A 19,215-nucleotide genomic window follows, 5' to 3' on the forward strand; every position below is an offset into this window, starting at 1 on the left:
CCGAGAGATAGCTGTGTCGTCTTTCTTTCTAAGATTACGAACACCCCGTCGTGCTGCCGCACGTGTCGCATTTCATGCAGGTGCCGTTCCGGACCAGCGTGAAGTTCCCGCACTCCGAGCACATCTCGCCTTCGTAGCCCTTGGCCTTGGCTTCGGCGCGGCGTTCGGCCTTGGAGGCGACTTGCGCGTTGGCCGTGCCGGCCTTGCTCCATTGCAGGGCTTCGAGCTTCTCGGTGGGCGAGAGGTCGTGCTGCGCCTCCTGCTTCAGGGCGACGGCGCCTTCGATGGCGTCGCCGACGCGGGAGCCGGAGAGGGCGGTGACGCGGCCGGAGGGGCCGGCGTCATGCGGGGTGGAGACCGCCGCCGTGCTCGATGACGAGCCGCCGCGCATCACGACGAGGTTGTCGGTGCGGGAGCGGGTCAGGCCGCGCGACACGTATTTCGCGGCCTGCTGGCTCGGGCCGTCCTCCGACGGCTTGCCTTCGTCGACGCCGCGGCCGAGCGCGTCGAAGTTGCTCTCCGAGGGGTCGACATGGGCGAGGTCGAAGCGCGACATGTAGCTGACGGCGAGCTCGCGGAACACGTAGTCGAGGATCGACGTCGCGTATTTGATCGAGTCGTTGCCCTGCACGGGGCCGGCCGGCTCGAAGCGGGTGAAGGTGAAGGCGTCGACATACTCCTCCAGCGGCACGCCGTACTGGAGGCCGAGCGACACCGCGATGGCGAAGTTGTTGATGAAGGAGCGCAGCGCCGCGCCCTCCTTGTGCATGTCGATAAAGATCTCGCCGAGACGGCCGTCATCATACTCGCCGGTGCGCAAGTACACCTTGTGGCCGCCGACGACCGCCTTCTGGGTGTAGCCCTTGCGGCGATCCGGCATCTTCTCGCGCTCGCGCATCACGACGATGCGCTCGACTAGCTTCTCGACGATCTTCTCCGAGACTTGCGCCGCACGCGCGGCCATCGGCTTCTCGTAGAAGGAATCGACCGCATCGTCCTCGTCCTCATCGTCGGAGATGAGCTGCGAGTTGAGCGGCTGCGACAGTTTTGAGCCGTCGCGATACAACGCGTTGGCCTTCAGCGCGAGCTTCCAGGACAACAGATACGCCGCCTTGCAGTCCTCGACCGTGGCGTCGTTCGGCATGTTGATGGTTTTTGAGATCGCGCCCGAGATGAACGGCTGCGCCGCCGCCATCATGCGGATGTGGCTCTCGACCGAGAGATAGCGCTTGCCGATCTTGCCGCAGGGATTGGCGCAATCGAACACCGCATAGTGCTCGGCCTTCAAATGCGGGGCACCCTCGACCGTCATCGCGCCGCAGATGTGCACGTTGGCGGCCTCGATCTCGCGCTTGGTGAAGCCGATGGCGGCGAGCAGCTCGAAGGTCGGCGAGGCCAGCGCGTCCGCCGAGACGCCGAGTTGCTTGACGATGAAGTCCTCGCCCAGCGTCCACTTGTTGAACACGAACTTGATGTCGAAGGCGGTCGGCAGCGCCTTCTCGACCTTGGCGATGGCCTCGTCGGTGAAGCCCTTGGCCTTCAGGGTCGAGGCGTTGATGCCCGGCGCGTTGGACAGCGAGCCGTGACCGACGGCATAGGCCTCGATCTCGGCGATCTCGCTCTCGCGATAGCCGAGGGCGCGCAGCGCCTCCGGCACGGCGCGGTTGATGATCTTGAAGTAGCCGCCGCCGGCCAGCTTCTTGAACTTCACCAGCGCGAAATCCGGCTCGATGCCGGTGGTGTCGCAATCCATCACGAGGCCGATGGTGCCGGTGGGGGCGACCACGGTGACCTGGGCGTTGCGATAGCCGTTGGTCTCGCCGAGCGCGAGCGCGTCGTCCCAGGCCTGGATGGCGTGGCTGACGAGCGAGACCTGCGGGCAGTGGGCGTGGTCGAGCGGCACCGGGGCGACCGATAGCGCCTCATAGCCGGTCGCTTCGCCCCGCGCGGCGCGGCGATGATTGCGGATGACGCGCAGCATGTGCGCGGCGTTCTTCTTGTAGCCGGGGAAGGAGCCGAGCTCGCCGGCCATCTCGGCCGAGGTCTTGTAGGCGATGCCGGTCATGATCGCCGAGAGCGCGCCGCACAGCGCGCGGCCTTCCTTCGAGTCGTAGGACAGGCCCATGGTCATCAAGAGGCCGCCGATATTGGCATAGCCGAGGCCGAGCGTGCGGAACTCGTAGGACAGCTCGGCGATCGCCTTCGACGGGAACTGCGCCATCAGCACGGAGATCTCGAGCACGACCGTCCAGAGCCGGCACAGATGCTCGTAGGCGCCGACGTCGAAGTGCTTGGTCTGCGTGTTGTAGAACGTCAGCAGGTTGGCCGAGGCCAGGTTGCACGCGGTGTCGTCCAGGAACATGTATTCCGAGCACGGATTGGACGCGCGGATGTCGCCGGACGCCTTGCAAGTGTGCCAGTCGTTCATCGTGGTGTTGAAGTGCAGGCCGGGATCGGCCGAGGCCCAGGCGGCGTGACCGATTTTTTCCCAGAGGTCGCGCGCCTTCAGCGTCTTGACGACCTTCTTGTTGGTGCGGCCGATCAGGTTCCAGTCGCCGTCGGTCTCGACGGCGCGGAGGAAGTCGTCCTTCAGCGACACCGAGTTGTTGGAGTTCTGGCCGGACACGGTCAGGTACGCTTCCGAATCCCAATCGGTGTCGTAGATCGGGAAGTCGATGTCCTTGTAGCCCTGCTTGGCGAACTGGATGACCCGCTTGATGTAGTTGTCGGGCACCAGCGCGCGGCGCGCGAGCTTGATCTCGCGGCGCAGCGCCGGGTTCTTCTCCGGATCGAAGCAGTCGTCGCCGGAGCCCTCGCAATTGACGCAGGCCTTCATCACGGCCTTGAGGTGCTTCTGGTTGATCTTGGAGCCGGTGACCAGCGCCGCGACCTTCTGCTCCTCCTTCACCTTCCAGTCGATATAGGCCTCGATGTCCGGATGGTCGGCGTCGACCACCACCATCTTGGCGGCGCGGCGGGTGGTGCCGCCCGACTTGATCGCGCCGGCGGCGCGGTCGCCGATCTTGAGGAAGCTCATCAGGCCGGACGAGCGGCCGCCGCCCGACAGCCGCTCGCCTTCGCCGCGCAGCCGCGAGAAGTTGGAGCCGGTGCCGGAGCCGTATTTGAACAGGCGCGCCTCGCGCACCCACAGGTCCATGATGCCGCCGTCATTGACGAGGTCGTCCTCGACGCCCTGGATGAAGCAGGCGTGCGGCTGCGGGTGCTCGTAGGAGGACTTCGACTTGGTCAGCTTGCCGGTCTTGTAGTCGACGTAATAGTGGCCCTGGCCGGGGCCGTCGATGCCATAGGCCCAGTGCAGACCGGTGTTGAACCATTGCGGCGAGTTCGGTGCGACCATCTGCTTGGCGAGCATGAAGCGCAGCTCGTCGTAGAACGCGACCGCGTCCTCTTCGCTCGAGAAGTAGTTGCCCTTCCAGCCCCAATAGGTCCAGCAGCCGGCGAGGCGGTCGAACACCTGCTTGGCGGAGCGCTCGCTGCCATAGCGCTCATTCTCAGGGAGAGCGGCCAGCGCCTCGGTGTCCGGCACCGAGCGCCACAGCCAGGACGGCACGGTCTCTTCCTCGACCTTCTTCAGGCGCGCGGCGACGCCCGCCTTGCGGAAATACTTCTGCGCCAGCACGTCGGAGGCGACCTGCGACCAGAACTCGGGCACCTCGACATTCTCGAGCCGGAACACCACGGAGCCATCCGGATTCTTGATCTCGGACGTGGTCAGGCGGAAGTCGATCCCCTGATAGGGTGACTGTCCTTCGGTGGTGTTGCGCCGTTCAATCCGCATCGCGAGCCCCAATTGTTCTTGCCGGACCGCGTTCGCTGCGGCCGGATCATTGCATCCAAGGGCGGCGGCTGGAAGTCCCCGGACGCTGCCGGGAAACTCGTCTGCCGCCGCAGTTCAACCGGTTGCCCGGTCCGCATCTGTTCAGCCTCGAAGCCGAAGGCCTTGCGCCGTTGTCCGGCGTCTCGCCCCGTCTTCCTGCGCGGCGCGTGCAGCCCGTCCGCTGCCTGCGCCGCCTGTTCTCAACGCGTCACTTCCGCCGCTCTGCTCCGTCGTCCCTGCAGGGGAGACCCCACATCTAGTGGGTTCCCCGCCGGAGCGCGGCGGCGCAGCGATGGTACACAGGGCAGACGGCGACCCACGCCCGCAGCCGTACGGACGGCGGCGTGGTCGTCTTCGAACCCTCTCGAGGGAAGCGGCCGGCCAGACCCGAAACATGACTGTGCGCCGAACCGGGCCGGAAGCTAGGACGACTCCGCTTCCCCCGTCAAGGACTAGTGGGGGTTCCCTAACCAAACACTAAATATGGGGGAAAGTACGGGATAACCAGGGCGTGTGCCGGTATCGTGATGGCCGTAACTATCGGCGAGTCCTCGCGGATTCGAAACCGGAAAAATTTGTTCGGAGCGCTGTCCACAGGGCTTCGTCCCGCTGTTCACAGGGGCAGATTTATTCGCGTGCAAACGGCGTGTTTTGCTTGCATCAGCGGGACTCACGGGCGCCTACGGAGCGTTCGCGGGGCAGGCATGCCCCACAATCCCTGGTGTGGCCGGGAAAACGCCGGCAAGGTCGTCCTCCCACGGACGGCGCCGGTGATTCCATGACAGACAAGCCAGTGGCCAGCGGGCGGATCACGCCCGCCGGGCTGATGTTCCTCGCCATCACCTCGCTCGGCTGGGGCTTCAACTGGCCGGTCACCAAGCACCTGGTGGGCGTGCTGCCGCCCTTGACCCTGCGCGGCACCACCGGGGTGGTCGGCGCGCTTCTCCTGGCTCTGCTGGCCGTCATCCGCAGCCAGAGTCTTTACGTGCCGCGCGAGGTCTGGCCGCGGCTGATCCTGGCCGGGATGCTCAACGTCACCGCCTGGATGGTGCTGATGGGGCTGGCGCTGCTGTGGCTGCCGGCGGGCGAGGCGGCGCTGATCGCCTACACCATGCCGGTGTGGGCCTCGCTGCTGGCCTGGCCGATCCTCGGCGAGCGGCCGACGCTCCTGCGCGTGCTGGCGCTGGTGCTGGCGTTCGCGGGGCTGGCCGCGATCATGGGCAGCAACGGACTCAACGCCAGTCGCGACAAGCTGCCGGGCATCCTGATGGTGCTCGGCGGCGCGTTCGGCTTCGCGCTCGGCACGGTGATGGCCAAGAAGCTCCCGATCAGGCTGCCGCCTTTGTCGGCCGCGGCCTGGCAGATCGGCATCGGCTGCGTGCCGATCGTGATCGTGGGCTTCGCGGTCGAGCATTCCGACTGGACGAAGCTCGATCGGCTCGACTGGGCGCTGATGTTCTATTCCACCGTGATCCAGTTCTGCGTCGCCTATGTCGCCTGGTTCGCGGCGCTGTCGCGGCTGCCGGCGTCCGTGGCGGCGATCGGCACGATGGCGGTGCCGGTGATCGGCGTCCTGGCCTCCGCGATCGCGCTGCGCGAGCCGCTCGGGGCAGGGCAGGTGGCCGCGCTGGCGTTCACGCTGGCCGCGGTGGCGATGGCGACCCGCGGCTAGCGCCAGCCGGCTTGCCGTCCAGCGCGCGTCGCACCATCTGCGCAAGCTCGGCGCGGCGATAGGGCTTGGTCAGCAGCAGCGCGTCCGGCACGAGCTGCTGGTTCTCGACCATCTCATCGCCGGTATAGCCGGAGGTGTAGAGCACGGGGAGCGCGGGGCGCGTCGTCATGATGGTTTCGGCGAGCTGCCGGCCGCTGATGCCGCCGGGCATGATGACGTCGGTGAACAAGAGGTCGAAGGGCTGGTTCTGCGCGGCGATCGCCAGCGCCTCCGAGGCCTGCGAGGCGACGAGGGTGGTGTAGCCGAGGCCCTGCAACTGGGCGAGCACGAAGTCGCGCACCAGCGGATCGTCCTCGACCACCAGGATCGTCTCACGGCCATGCGGCAGCGCCTGCTCGTGCTCTGGCTCGGTCTGTTGCGCCGCCTGCGCCGCCGGCAGATAGAGCCGGATCGTCGTGCCGCGGTTCTGCTCGCTCTGAAGCTTGACGTGGCCGCCGGACTGCCTGACGAAGCCATAGACCATGCTGAGGCCGAGACCGGAGCCCTTGCCGGCGTCCTTGGTGGTGAAGAACGGCTCGAAGGCGCGATCCTTCACCTCGGCCGGCATGCCGCTGCCGGTGTCGCTGACCGCGACCATGACGTAGGAGCCCGGGACGATGCCGGGATTGGCCGCTGCATAGGCCGCGTCGAGCGTGGTCTTCGCCGTCTCCAGGAGCAGCCTGCCGCCGTCGGGCATCGCATCGCGCGCGTTGATCGCCATGTTGACCAGCGCGTTGGCGAGCTGCGCGGAATCGACATGGGCGATGAGATCCTCGTCGGCGAGAACGGTCCTGATCTCGACCTGCTCGCCGAGCGTCGGCCGCAGCAGCTTGGCGATGTCCTCCACCGTGCCGTTGACGTCGATGTTGCGCGGACGCAGCGGCTGCTTGCGGGCGAAGGCGAGCAGATGACGGATCAGCTCGGTGCAGCGATCGGTGGCCCTGCCGATCAGGGCCGCGAACTCGGCCGCCGCCGGCCGGTCCTGCACCGCGTCGATCAGGACCTCGATCGACCCGGTGATGATCGTCAGCATGTTGTTGAAGTCGTGCGCGACGCCGCCGGTGAGCTTGCCGATGGCATCGAGCTTCTGCGCCTGCTGCAGCAGGCGCTCGGTCTCGTGCACGTCGGTGACGTCGTGATACACCAGCGCGGCGCCGCTGATCGCGCCTGCGGAATTGCGCAGCGGCCGGCCGCTGACCATCAGGCGAAACTGCGGCCGGCCGTCAGTCGGCTTGACCACGACCTCGCGGCGGTCGAACGACCGCCCGCACAAGGCGCGCGCGATCGGGAGCTCCTCGTCGACAATGCGGGTGGCGGCGTCGCTCTCGTAGAACTGGTTTGCGGCCAGCATCTCGGCGAAAGTCTTGCCCACATTCGTTCCCAGGAAACGTCCCATCGCCTGGTTCGACAGCATGATGGTCCCTTCGGGATCGACGACGAGGACGCCCTCGGCCATGCTGTTGAAGGTGTTCGTGAGAATGGCGGAGAAGCGGCGCAGCTCGTCATAGGCCGCGGCGAGATCGCTGCGCTGCTGCACGGCCTGGGCTTCCAGCGAGGTCGCGGTCTTCCGTGACAGGGTGAGGGACGAGCGCAGCGCCCGGTCGGAAAGATGAGCGCGCCGGACGAGATAGCCCGACATCAGGAGCAGCAGGCCGACGCCGGCGAGGTCGATCGCCAGCAGCCAGGACCCGGTTCGTCGCGAGATCGTGGCGCGGTCCGCCAGCAGCCGGCGCTCGTCGTCGGTAAAGGCGTCGAGCGCCTGGTTGATCGTCGTCATCGCCGCCGGACCGGCCGCGCTCGCCGCCAGCGCCTGCAGGCCGTCGCGATCGTTCGCCGCGTGGCGACGGATCAGCTCGCCGGCAAGCTGGATGCGCCGCTGCACGATGCCATAAATTGCTCGCAGCCGCTCGCTCTGCGAGGAATTGTCCCGGACGAGCCCTCGCAGGTCGGCCCAGGCCGCAGGGATGAGTCCGCTTGTCTCCTGAAACTCTGCGATGAAACGGTCGGCTCCGGACAAGGCGAAGCCGCGCGAGGCCGCTTCTGACTGACGCAGCAGGACGCGGAGCTCGGAGGATTTCTCCAGCACCTCCATCGTGTGCTCGACGAGGGCGGTATCGTTGCGCGCCTTGATGTCCAGTGCCGTCGACGCAGCGCCGATCGCGAGCAGAGTTCCAAGGCCGAGCCCCAGCACCACGCGCCGGCGGATCATCGGTGGCCTCCAATGGCGCGGGATGCCGTCGTGTCCTGCCAACTGCATGGGAAGGTTTCCATCGGAATTTTTTGGCGCCGAGCTCCGGGACGATCGCAGTTCCGATCCGCGCGATGGTCGAGTCAGGAGAAGTGAGCGCGCGTCGGCACGTCCTCGGAAAAGGCATTCTCGGCCAACGCATCATCGGCCAGGGCGTCATCGGCGGGGTCTGCCAGCGCGAGCCGCACCATCTTGGCGAGCTCCGACTTGCGATAGGGCTTGGTGAGCAGGAGCGCCGCCTGGTCGAGGCGGCCGTGCTCGACCATCGCGTTGTCGGTATAGCCGGACGTGTACAGCACCTTGGTGCCGGGCCGCTGCCGCAGCGCCTCCTCGGCGAGCTCCTTGCCGTTGACGCCGCCGGGCATGATGACGTCGGTGAACAGGAGATCGAAGCTTTGGCCGGAGTCGATCTTGGCCAGCGCCTCGACCCCGGTCGATGCGGTGATGGTCTTGTAGCCGAGGCTCTGCAACTGTGACACGACGAAATCCTGCACCAGGGGATCGTCCTCGACGATAAAGATCGTCTCCTCGCCGCGCGGCGGCGGCGGCTCGGGCGGAGCAGGGCTCGTCGCCTGTCCCTTGGGCACGGGGATGTAGAGCCGGATCGTGGTGCCCCGTCCTTCCTCGCTGTAGATCTTGATGTGGCCGCCGGATTGCTTGACGAAGCCGTAGACCATGCTGAGGCCGAGGCCGGAGCCCTTGCCGGCTTCCTTGGTCGTGAAGAACGGCTCGAAGGCGCGGTCGCGGACCTCCGGCAACATGCCAGTGCCCGTGTCGCTGACGGCGACCATGACATAGGGCCCGGGCGTCACGCCGGCGTTGGCCGAGGCATAGGCCTCATCGAGCACCACCCGGCGCGATTCCAGCAGCAGCTTGCCGCCATTGGGCATCGCGTCGCGGGCGTTGATCGCCATGTTGACCAGCGAGTTGGCGAGCTGCGCCGAATCGATGTGCGTGATCAGCGTCTCGTCTTCGAGGATCGAGTTGATCTCGATCTGCTCGCCGAGCGTCGGACGCAGCAGCTTTGCGATGTCGAGAATCGTGCTGTTGACGTCGCTGTCGCGCGGATGCAGCGGCTGCTTGCGGGCAAAGGCGAGCAGATGCCGGATCAGCTCGGTGCAGCGGTCTGCCGCCTGTCCGATCAGCGCTGCGGTCGCCGCGGCGGCGGGGCGGTCTTTCACCTCGTCGGCCAGCGTCTCGATGGTGCCGGTAATGATCGTCAGCATGTTGTTGAAGTCGTGTGCGACGCCGCCGGTGAGCTTGCCGATCGCATCCAGCTTCTGCGCCTGCTGCAGCAGCCGCTCGGTCTCGTGCGCCGTGGTGATGTCGTGATAGACCATCGCCGCGCCGGTAATGCCGCCCGCGGCGTCGCGCAGCGGGCGGCCGGAGATCATCAGTCGCAGCGTCTCGTCCCGGTCGGGCCGGTAGACGATCAGCTCGCGGCGGTCGAAGCTCTCGCCCCGCAAGGCTCGCGGCGTCGGCAGGTCGTGGGCTGCGACAGGCGTCACGCCGTCGCTTTCGTAGACGCGGAGGCGCGCGCGGACGTCGGCCAGATTCTTTTCCGGGCTGTAGCCAAGCAGATGTTCGACCGCGGGGTTCGAGAATACCACGGTGTCCGCGGCATCGATGACGAGCACGCCCTCTGCCATGCTGTTGAACGTGTTCTGCAGGATCTCGGCGGAATGGCGCAGCTTCTCATGGGCGGCGATCAGGTCGAGATGCTGCTGCTCGGCCTTTTCCGCCAGCGAGATGGCCTCGGCTTCGGACCGGACCAGCGACGCGCGCAGCGCACGATCGTGGAGATAGGTCCGCCGGATGAGGTAGAAGGCGATGATCAGCAGCAGCGCGAGGCCGCACAGGTCGATCGTGAGCAACAGCGATCCGGTGGCCTTCGACGTCATCGAACGCTGCGTCAGCAGCTCGCGCTGATCGGCAACGAAACGGTCGAGATGGGCCGTGATCTCGCTCATGGTCGCCGGGCCTTCGGCGCGGCTTCTGAGCGCTTCGAGCCCCGCACGATCGGAGGCGGCGCGCAACCGGATCAGCTCCGCGGCGAGCTCGACCCTGCGGGCAACCAGGGCTTCGGTCTCGGTCAGAAGCTTCAGCGGTTCGGGATTGTCGGCCACGGCGCGCCGCAGCTCGGCCATGGCGACCGGAATTTTCGTGCTGACATCGGCAAACTCCGTCCTGAATTGATCTTCACCGACGAGTGCGTAGCCGCGAGAGGCCGCTTCCGCTTCGCGTAGCAGCAGGCGCAGATCGGAGGTCTTCTGCAGGATGTCGAGCGATGAATTCACCCAGGCCGCGTCGTGGCGCGACTTGATGTCGAGCGCCGTGGACGCGGCGCCGATCGCCAGCAGCGTTCCAAGACCGAGCCCCAATGCGAGGCGCTGATAGGTCATCTGCGTTTCTCAATCATCGACATGTCCGCCAGCCGGGCCGGGGACAATCGCGGCCAGCCACATGCTCCGAGCTTCGATGCAGCTGCGTCCAAGCAGTGAAGATATGTCGGCAAGGCGCGCCTCCTTGTTCGAAGTTCTTGGCGCGTTCGCGGGCGGCAGGCCCAAGCCGCTCACCCGCGGCGTTTGCACTGCGCGAGTCCCGCGAAAATCCATGTGTCCATCGACTGATATCAACCAAGCCTGCGAAGCGCCCAAACGGGCAGAATCACGAGCTCAAACAATATTGGACCGGAACGGGCCGATCATCTGCACGTCGCGAGGCACATTTTGAAATATGGGCGAAAATCAGCCTGCAACGTGGCGCATTAGACACAGAACAAACAACAATACGGCACGAAAAAGGCGGCGAGCGTAGCCCTCGCCGCCTGCTGTTGTCGCAGCTACGATGTCAGACTCTTACGGGCATGGATGGCGAATGCCATCATAGCCGAGATAAGTTCCCGAAGCCGGATCATACGAGCGGTACCTGCGTGCGCAGTAGCTCGGGTCGACGCCTTCGGTTCCGACGACGGCAACAGGCGCGGAGTCGTCATAGTACGAGTAGTCGGAGTAATAGTCGGGCCCGTAATAATACGGATCATTGTAGTAGGCATAGCTGCTGCCCAACCCGATTCCGACGCCAACGCCGACACCCGGCCAGAAGCCGCCGCCGCGGTGATGCCAGCCGCCACGGTGGCCGCCCTGCCAGCCGCCGCCACCCCAATTGCCGCCGCTCCAGTTGCCGCGGCCGCCACCGGTGTTGACGGCGACGTTGGCGCCGGCCGCCGGACCGCGACCCGCCAGCGCTGCGCCGCCAACGGCTGCGCGTCCGGCAAAGCTGCCGCCGCTCATGCCGCCGCCACCCGGACCGGCCGCAAAGCCGCCGCGTCCGCCGCCGCCGATCGCACCGCCACCGCCCCCGCCGATGGCGGCACCACCGCCGCCGCCCGGACCACGACCGCCGCCGCCCGGACCCTGGGCAAAGCTCGTCGTCGCTGCCGCCAGCGGCAGAATCAGCGCCACTGCCGCCGCCGTGCTCCACGTCTTCAGTCTGGTCATCGTTATCGCTCCATCAGGGGGAAAATGACCTAACCGCAGGCCGCGGATGTCGTTCCCCGCCGTGAACCGATACATCGTCGCGGGCGGAGGCGGTGCAACACTGGACAAGATGCGGGCGGGGTGGCATCAGAACCGGGACCTTCACAGAACCGGCCCCAAGCCCATGAAACAGTTCTTTCTCAAGCTCTTCACGTGGTGGAACGGCCAGACTTTCGGCACCCAATTGTGGACCTGGCGCTTCGGCGAGCTCGTAGGGCAGGATGCACAGGGCAACCGCTATTATCGGACCGCCGGCGGCAAGATCGATCCGGTGCTGCATTTCGAGCGGCGCTGGGTGATCTATAACGGCCTGGCCGAAGCGAGCCGTATTCCGCCCGAATGGCACGGCTGGATGCATCACATGGTCGACGTGCCGCCGACTCAGGACGGCTACAAGCCGCGCGAGTGGGAAAAGCCGCATCAGCCGAACCTGACGGGGACCGCGCTGGCGTATCGCCCGGCCGGCTCGACCTTGGGCAGCGGTCGCAGGCCAAAGGCCACCGGTGATTATCAGCCCTGGACTCCTGGCGGCTGATTCGATTTCGCGCGAGATGACCCGATCGGAAGAGGCCGCCCGAACTCCGGGCGGCCGCTTTGCTTTCGGGAGCCTGGCAAACCTGCGCTACGACGGGTTGGTCCGGAGGGCGGCCGCCGCATGCTCCGCCGCCTCGATTCGCCGCTTCCGGGACGGTGCGATCCGCTCCAGCATGCGTGACACCACCTCGGGCGGCGCCGTGTCGGGGGAACCAGCGGTGAAAGGGGGCGCCGGATTGTATTCGAGCCTGAGCTGGATGGCCTCGGCCGTCTGGCGATCGACCAGCTGCGCCACCAGGGTCAGCGCGAAGTCGATGCCGGCCGTGACACCGCCGCCGGTTATCCGGTTACGGTCGATGCACACGCGCTCGGTGCTGACGGTGGCGCCGAACAGCGGCAGGCACTCGCGCGCGCTCCAATGGGTCGCGGCGCGATAGCCATCCAGCAGGCCGGCGGCGCCGAGCGCCAGCGAGCCCGTGCACACCGAGGTGACGTATCTGGCCCCTTCGGCCTGGCGGCGGATGAAGCCGATGACCTCGGCGTCGCCGAGGATGGCGTCGACGCCGAAGCCGCCGGGAATGCAGATCACGTCCGCCTGCGGACAGTCGGCAAAGGTCGTCGTCGGCAGCAGCGTGAGAACTGAGTCGGTCGGGATCGGCTCGATCTTCTTCCAGACCAGGTGCAGCGTTGCACCGGGCACGCTCGAGAACACCTGTACCGGTCCGGTGAGATCGAGCTGGGTCACCTGGGGAAACAGAACGAGAGCGATCGAAATCGGTCGGGGCATGGCGGTGCTCGCAGGTCTGGTGCTTGACGGCGGTCATTCTGCATGGTCCGCTGGATGGCTCATATGCCAAAGTTCCCTCGTTTCCGGACAGCGCGGGCCACGGAGCCATCCCCATGATCGGCGTGCTCATTTATCCCGATTTTCAGTTGCTCGACGCCGCCGGGCCGATCTCGGTGTTCGAGATCGCCGCGCGCTATGCGCGCGTCACGCCATCGATCAGGGTCATCGCCGCCACGCCCGGACCCGTGCGGTCGTCATCGGGGGCTGAGATGCTGGCGCGCAAATTCGGTCCGGTGTCGGCGCTGACCACGCTGCTGATCGCCGGCGGCGAGGGTGTGGAAGCCGCGAGCCGCAACACATGCACGCTGAACTTCGTTCGCAAGGTCGCGCAGCGCGGCACCCGGCTTGCCAGCATCTGTTCCGGCGCCTTCGTGCTGGCCGAAGCGGGCCTGCTGGACGGGCGGCGCGCGACCACACATTGGCAGCGCACGCGGCAGTTCCTGCGCGCCTACCCCCATGTGAAGCTCGAGCCTGACAGCATCTATGTCCGCGACGGCAACGTCTGGAGCTCGGCTGGGATCACTGCCGGCATCGATCTCGCACTCGCCATGGTCGCCGACGATCACGGCGAGGAGATCGCGCAGAAGACCGCACGTCAGCTCGTGCTGTACCATCGCCGCAGCGGCGGGCAGTCGCAGTTCTCCTCGCTGCTGGAGCTGAAGGCGCCGAGCGGCCGCTTCGCCGAACTCCTGACCTGGGCGCGCGAGCATCTCGATGCGCCGCTGACGGTCGACGACCTTGCCGAGCGTGCCGGCATGAGCACGCGGCATTTCACCCGCGCCTTCGTGGCCGAGACCGGCACGACGCCGTCGAAGGCGATCGAGCGTCTGCGGCTGGAAGTGGCGCGCGATCGGGTGCAGGCCTCGCATCAGCCGATCGAGCTGGTGGCCGAGGCGACCGGCTTTCGCGATCCTGAGCGGATGCGTCGCGCCTTCATTCGCGCCTTCGGCCAGCCGCCGCAGGCCCTGCGGCGCGCGGCACGCCTCACCGCTTGACCTGCGTCGGTGGATTGGAGGCGCGGGCGTCGATCGTCGATGGCAATTGAAACAATTTAAAGTTGTGTCTCGCGCGTAGAGTGCGCATACTGAATGTATTGCCATTGTTCATGGAGGATACGATGCGCGTATTTCTGTCCCTGATTTTGTTTGCTGCTGCCGCGGTCGGCGGTGTCGACAGCGCCTTTGCGGCAAAAGCTGAAGTCACCGGAATGTGCGTCTGCAAGAAAGGCGGCAGCACGATCGAGACCTATAGCGAGACGATCTGCGTGAAGAACGATCATGCGGGCTGCACATCCGCGAAGGTCGCCTGCGTGAATGCCTATGCGGCCACCTGCAGCGGCAAGGGCGGCACGATTTCCCAGTCGACCAACAAGTGCAGTGTCGGCGCCAAATGCTGAACAGCTGATCAGCTAGACGTTTCCGAACGTCTGTGACACGCAGACCCGCGCGGCGGACATCGGTGCATGTCCGTCCGCGTGTTGGCATCGGCAGGTGTGAGACCTATAGTCCGCCCCGCGAAACCGAGGGGTAGACGAGGCACGATGCGTGTCACCATCATCACCGGCAGCGGAGCCGGCATCGGCGCGGCCGTGGCGCGCCGCCTCTCCGCGCCGGGACAGGCCGTGATGCTGCACGGGCAGGGGGCCAACGAAGCGGGTCTGGCGCGTCTGCGGGACGTCGCCGCGGCGTGCCGAGAGGCCGGTGCCGAAGTCGAATTTCACTGCGGCGACTTGGCCAGACAGGGCGTTGCCACCGAGCTGGCGGCTGCGGCCCGAACGCGGTTCGGCCGGATCGACGCGGTGGTGCATGCCGCCGGCTTTGCCGACCGCCGCAGCTTTCGCGATCTGCCGCGCGACGGGCTCGACCGCTCGCTCGCCGTGATGCCGGCGGCTTTTCATGAGCTCGCCAGCGCCGCACTCCCCGACCTCATGCAAAGCGCGGATGCGCGCGTCGTCGCGATCTCCAGCTTCGTCGCGCATCGCTTCGTGCCGGGCGGCACCTTTCCCGCCTCGGCCGCCGCCAAGGCGGCGCTGGAGGCGCTGGTGAAATGCCTCGCCATCGAGCTGGCTGCGTGCGGCGGCACGGCGAATATCGTCGTGCCCGGCTACACGCGCAAGGATGCGGGGCGGCTCGGCTCGCTCGACCCGGCCGCGTGGCAGACGGCGGCGGCGGCCAATCCGCAACAGCGCCTCGCCGAGCCCGATGACATCGCCGCGGCCGTGACCTTCCTGCTGGCGAAAGACGCCGGCCACGTCACCGGCGCGTTGCTGCCGGTCGATGGCGGCCTGACCCTGATGTAAGCAGCAGATGGATCGAGTGACGATGGAGAGCGTGCAGCAGACAGCCGACGTGGTCGTGCTGGGAGCGGGGATCGTCGGCGTCTCCTCCGCCTACGCCATTCGGGAGCGCGGGCTTTCGGTGGTGCTGGTCGACCGCAAGGCGCCGGGCGAGGAGACATCGTACGGCAATGCCGGCATTCTGTCCTCCGGCTCGATCCTGCCGCTCAATAAACCCTCGCTGTTCTCAGCGCTGCCGTCCTATATCGGCAACCGGAGTGCAGCCCTGCGCTGGGATCCGGCATGGACTCTACGTAACGTCGAATGGGTGCTGCGCTTCCTCGCCAATGCCGTGGAGTCCCGCGTCAGGCCGCGTGCCACCGCCCTGCATGGCCTGATTGGCGCGTCGCTGAAGCTGCATCGCGACTGGATCGTCAGGTCGGGCGAGCCGCAGCGCATCCGCGAGACCGGCTGGCTCAAGGCCTGGCGCAGCGACGCCGTCGGAGCGGCCAAGGCGGAGCAGGCTTTCCTGGCCGAATACGGCATCGAGAGCGAGCTGCTCGACCGCCAGGGCATTTCCGCGCTCGAGCCGAACATGCTGCCGGTCTACAAGGTCGGCCTGCTGCACAGCCAGACGGCGTCGGTCGACTCGCCCGGCAACGTGACCAAGGCCTATGCGCGGATGTTCGAGGGCGCGGGCGGTGTGCTGCGGCAGTCCGAGATCAGGGCCCTGCTGTCGGACGGCGACGGCTGGCGAATCGTGCTCGGCGACGGCGAGATCCGCGCCCGCCATGTCGTGGTTGCGCTCGGCCCGTGGTCGCCGGACATTCTCAGGTCGCTGGGCTACCGGGTGCCGATGGCGTTCGAGCGCGGCTATCACCAGGAGTTCACGCCCAATCCAGCGCGCATGCTGCACCGTCCGATCCACGACGCCGAGGGCAGCTTCCTGATGACGCCGATGGAGAACGGCGTGCGGGTCACGAGCGGCGTCGAGCTGACCGACCGCGATGCACGCTCGAATTTCGCCCAGCTCGAGCAGGTGGTGCCGCTGGCGCGCGGCGTGGTCGAGTTCGGCGAGGCCGTGGCCCAGCCCTGGCGCGGCGCGCGGCCGACCTTGCCGGATTCGCTGCCGATGATCGGGCCGGCGCCGCGACATTCCGGCCTGTGGCTTGCATTCGGCAACCAGCATATCGGCTTCACCACGGGGCCGGCCACGGGCGCGGCGATCGCCGCGATGATCGCGGGCGAGGCGCCGCCGTTCGACGCCTCCGCCTTTGCTCCGAGCCGGTATCTGTGAGGGGCCGCGACCGCGTCACGCCGGAGCTGCGATGAACTACACCTGGGATTTCGCCATCCTCGCCAAGTACAGCCATCTGTTCTGGGTGGGGCTCGGCTGGACCATGGCCTACACGCTCGGCACCATCCTGCTCGGCTCGGTGATCGGGCTCCTCGTCGGCATCGTCAGGCTGCGCCGCCCGGTCGTCATCGACTGGCTGCTGATCGGCTATATCGAGCTGTTCCGCTGCACCCCGCTGCTGGTGCAGATCATCTGGTTCTACTACGCCTTCCCGGTCGTGATCGGCGTCAACATTCCGGCGCATGTCGCCGCGGTCACCGTGCTGTCGCTCTATGCCGGGGCGTTCTATGCCGAGATCGTGCGCGGCAGCATCGAGAGCGTGCCGCGCGGGCAGTGGGATGCGGCGCGCGCGCTCGGTCTGCGTCCGTGGCGGATGATGCGGCTCGTGATCCTGCCGCAGGCCTTGAAGCCGATGCTCGCGCCCTACGTCAACCAGTCGGTGACGCAGTTGAAGAACACCTCGCTGGTGTCGGTGATCGCCGTGCCGGATCTCGTCTACAACGCGACCTTGATCAACGCCGACACCTACCGGCCGCTCGAGGTCTACACCATCATCGCGCTGATCTATTTCGCGATCCTGTTTCCGGCCACCCTGCTGGGCCGCCGGTTCGAGCGCGGCATGAGCTACGACAAGGCGTGAGAGGCTCGGCGTAGCAACATCCTCGCCGTCATTGCGAGCGTAGCGACTTGTCCGCCATAGCCTGAAGGGCGACGGTGGAAGCAATCCAGGGCGGCACGCGTAGGCCTGGATTGCTTCGTCGCTGCGCTCCTCGCAATGACGGCGGAGAGAGCGCAGCTTCGCTTAGATATTCACCTCGACCGGCACGTCCTCGGCCTTGACGCCGGCCAGCCCGAGGCCCTTGACGAACCATTCGCGCATCTGGCCGATGCCGCGATTGTAGTCGATCCACACCGCGAGGAAGTCGCGCCAGCGCTTGTCGGCCTCGCGGCGCACGCCCATGCTGGAGGGGATCGCGACCGACGGCGACTGCAGGATCTTGTAGGTGCCGAGGTTGGGGTTCTTGGCGATCGCGGTGAGGCCGAGGATCAGTGCGTTGACGACGACGTCGACGCGGCCCGATGCCATCTCCAGCATCACCTCGTCGCGCGACTTCAGCGACTTGATGGTCGCGTTCGGCGCAAAGCGCCGGGCCACCGCCTCGTTGGCCGAGCCGACGTCGACGGCGATCTTCACTTCCGGCTTGTTGATGTCGGCCCAGGTCTTGGCCTCCATGCCCTTCTTCAGCATCGCGCCGAACGGATGCGGAAACACCGTGCCGCAGAAGTCGATCACCAGCGCGCGCTGCGGCGTCGGGTTGAGCGCGAAGCCGAGATCGATCTTGCCGGCCTGCAGGTCGAGCACCGAATTGCCGTAGGTCGACTCGACATATTCGAGCTTCACGTCGAGCAGCTTGGCGATGTCGTTGGCCATCTCGATCGAGAAGCCCGACCACGTGCCGGAGGCGAGATCCTTGTTGAAATAGGGCAGCTCGCCCGGCAGCACGGCGATGCGCAGCACCTTGTTGGCGCGGACGCGGTCGAGCGTGTTGTCGGCGGCCGCCTGCGCCGAAGCCGGCGTCGTCGTCATGGCGGACGCGAGCGCGGCACCGGAGCCGATCGCGAGCGCGTAGCGCAGCGCCTCGCGGCGGTCTTCGGAAATTGTCTGATCGTCTGATGGGGTCACATAATCCTCCTGCACCAACAGGCGCGGAGCGTAGCGCCGGCCTTTCACGCCAGCAACAACCATGTCGGCCTTGATAGTAAGCGGCCGGCCGTCGTCATGCCGGAGCGGCCGCATGCCGCTGCTGGTCTGCCTCATTCCGATGCAGGACTGATCAAGCCGTGATCGGTCCCGCCAGATGGAAGCGGCCTCGGGCGCAGGCGCTCGGCGACCGGCCGCAACAATTGTGGGGCCAGGTGAATCGGGAACTGGCTCATCGCGAAATACAGCCAGGTCGTGCCGGGGATCGCGCCCTCGGTCGCCGCGAGCATCAGCCCCATGTTGCGCAGCGACACCATCATGCCGAGCGCCATCGCGCGTTCGCGCCCCGCACCGCGAAACAGCAGCATCGTGGTACCAAGCAGCAGGAAGAACACCGCGAAGGCGAGCAGCGCCAGTCCCAGCATGCGGAACGGGCTCGCCGCCAGGTCGGCCAGAAAATGCGCCATGATGGCGGAAGCGAACACGAACAGGATGAGGATGTTGAAGCCGTCGATCGGCGCGCGGTAGCGGCGGATCGCGTCGCTGCCGAAGGCAAGGCGGATCGCGGCCGCCGTAGCCAGCGCGCCCGCAAGGATGGCGGCGAGCTTCAGCCCGAGCGCGGCCGGAGACAGTGACAATGTCTCGCCCAAAAACACATAGGCGAACAGCGGCGCCGTCAGCGGCACCAGCGCGGTCGAGGTCACCAAGGTGATGAGTACGAGCGTCGCATCCAGCCCCATCAGCGCGGCGAGCGCGGGCGAGGCCATCATCGGCGAAGCCGTCGCCTGCAGCATCAGCGCGAGATGGAGGTCGGGCGCGGCGGCATCGACGCCCGTGGCGCGCGCGATCGTGCCGACCAGTGCCGGCACGGCGACCGTGGTCCAGGCCGTCGCGGCCACCACCAGCAGAGGCCGGCGCAGATGCGCGCGCAGCATCGCGACGTCGACGCGCATGAACGAGATGCAGAGCAGCAGGAAGATCGCATGCGTGACGTAGGGGCGCGTGAGCTCGCCGAGCGGCGGCACTGCGATTGCCACGATCAGCACCGCGACGATGGCGCGGGTGCCCTGATTGCCGAGCCAGCTCAGGGCCTGCAGAGGAAAAGCGAGAGGCCCGAGGGACGGCATCTTCATTCCGAACGATGGGAATCAATGAACGCGCGAA

14 protein-coding genes are annotated in these 19,215 nt (G+C 66.8%); 7 read left to right on the plus strand and 7 right to left on the minus strand.

What is annotated here, in order from left to right:
* Positions 1–34 precede the first annotated feature (34 nt).
* A complete protein-coding gene (locus ACQR1H_RS11540) occupies positions 35–3,799 on the minus strand; it encodes a vitamin B12-dependent ribonucleotide reductase (RefSeq protein WP_434907569.1) in 3,765 nt (1,254 codons plus the stop codon).
* Between the two features lie 817 nt (positions 3,800–4,616).
* Between ACQR1H_RS11540 and ACQR1H_RS11545 the strand changes: the two genes are divergently transcribed.
* Positions 4,617–5,510, plus strand: coding sequence for a DMT family transporter (locus ACQR1H_RS11545; RefSeq protein ID WP_316215697.1), 894 nt, complete (start codon positions 4,617–4,619; stop codon positions 5,508–5,510).
* On the opposite strand, the gene ACQR1H_RS11550 is transcribed toward ACQR1H_RS11545, so the two are convergent.
* From ACQR1H_RS11550 to ACQR1H_RS11560, 3 genes are all read right to left on the minus strand, one after another.
* Positions 5,473–7,758, minus strand: coding sequence for a CHASE3 domain-containing protein (locus tag ACQR1H_RS11550; RefSeq protein WP_434907570.1), 2,286 nt, complete (start codon positions 7,756–7,758; stop codon positions 5,473–5,475). The genes ACQR1H_RS11545 and ACQR1H_RS11550 overlap by 38 nt on opposite strands.
* Positions 7,759–7,880: 122 nt before the next feature.
* A complete protein-coding gene (locus ACQR1H_RS11555; RefSeq protein WP_316236591.1) occupies positions 7,881–10,199 on the minus strand; it encodes a CHASE3 domain-containing protein in 2,319 nt (772 codons plus the stop codon).
* Positions 10,200–10,655: 456 nt separating this feature from the next.
* Positions 10,656–11,297: a BA14K family protein gene (locus ACQR1H_RS11560; RefSeq protein ID WP_434886055.1), complete on the minus strand. Its 642-nt coding sequence runs from the start codon at positions 11,295–11,297 to the stop codon at positions 10,656–10,658.
* Between the two features lie 163 nt (positions 11,298–11,460).
* On the opposite strand from ACQR1H_RS11560, the gene ACQR1H_RS11565 reads away from it, so the two are divergent.
* Positions 11,461–11,871, plus strand: a complete 411-nt coding sequence (locus ACQR1H_RS11565) for an NADH:ubiquinone oxidoreductase subunit NDUFA12 (RefSeq protein ID WP_315800436.1) — start codon at positions 11,461–11,463, stop codon at positions 11,869–11,871.
* Positions 11,872–11,958: 87 nt separating this feature from the next.
* Here the strand turns inward: ACQR1H_RS11565 and ACQR1H_RS11570 are convergent, their stop codons facing one another.
* Positions 11,959–12,657 (minus strand): DJ-1/PfpI family protein, encoded by a 699-nt coding sequence (locus ACQR1H_RS11570; RefSeq protein WP_434907571.1) that lies wholly within the window; start codon positions 12,655–12,657, stop codon positions 11,959–11,961.
* A gap of 113 nt (positions 12,658–12,770) precedes the next feature.
* Between ACQR1H_RS11570 and ACQR1H_RS11575 the strand changes: the two genes are divergently transcribed.
* From ACQR1H_RS11575 to ACQR1H_RS11595, 5 genes are all read left to right on the plus strand, one after another.
* A complete protein-coding gene (locus ACQR1H_RS11575; protein ID WP_434907572.1) occupies positions 12,771–13,712 on the plus strand; it encodes a GlxA family transcriptional regulator in 942 nt (313 codons plus the stop codon).
* A 110-nt stretch (positions 13,713–13,822) separates the two neighbouring features.
* Positions 13,823–14,113, plus strand: a complete 291-nt coding sequence (locus ACQR1H_RS11580) for a hypothetical protein (protein ID WP_434907573.1) — start codon at positions 13,823–13,825, stop codon at positions 14,111–14,113.
* A gap of 144 nt (positions 14,114–14,257) precedes the next feature.
* On the plus strand, positions 14,258–15,016 hold the full coding sequence (locus ACQR1H_RS11585) for an SDR family NAD(P)-dependent oxidoreductase (protein WP_434907574.1): 759 nt from the start codon (positions 14,258–14,260) through the stop codon (positions 15,014–15,016).
* 22 nt (positions 15,017–15,038) lie between these two features.
* Positions 15,039–16,289 (plus strand): NAD(P)/FAD-dependent oxidoreductase, encoded by a 1,251-nt coding sequence (locus ACQR1H_RS11590; protein WP_434907694.1) that lies wholly within the window; start codon positions 15,039–15,041, stop codon positions 16,287–16,289.
* 31 nt (positions 16,290–16,320) lie between these two features.
* Positions 16,321–16,989 (plus strand): amino acid ABC transporter permease, encoded by a 669-nt coding sequence (locus ACQR1H_RS11595; protein WP_434907575.1) that lies wholly within the window; start codon positions 16,321–16,323, stop codon positions 16,987–16,989.
* 162 nt (positions 16,990–17,151) lie between these two features.
* Here ACQR1H_RS11595 and ACQR1H_RS11600 read toward each other — a convergent pair whose 3' ends face one another.
* A complete protein-coding gene (locus tag ACQR1H_RS11600; RefSeq protein WP_009030182.1) occupies positions 17,152–18,033 on the minus strand; it encodes a transporter substrate-binding domain-containing protein in 882 nt (293 codons plus the stop codon).
* 131 nt (positions 18,034–18,164) lie between these two features.
* On the minus strand, positions 18,165–19,178 hold the full coding sequence (locus ACQR1H_RS11605) for a Na+-dependent transporter (protein WP_434907695.1): 1,014 nt from the start codon (positions 19,176–19,178) through the stop codon (positions 18,165–18,167).
* Positions 19,179–19,215 lie beyond the last annotated feature (37 nt).

The sequence above is a fragment of the Bradyrhizobium sp. HKCCYLRH2015 genome, assembly GCF_051168215.1.
GTDB lineage: Bacteria > Pseudomonadota > Alphaproteobacteria > Rhizobiales > Xanthobacteraceae > Bradyrhizobium.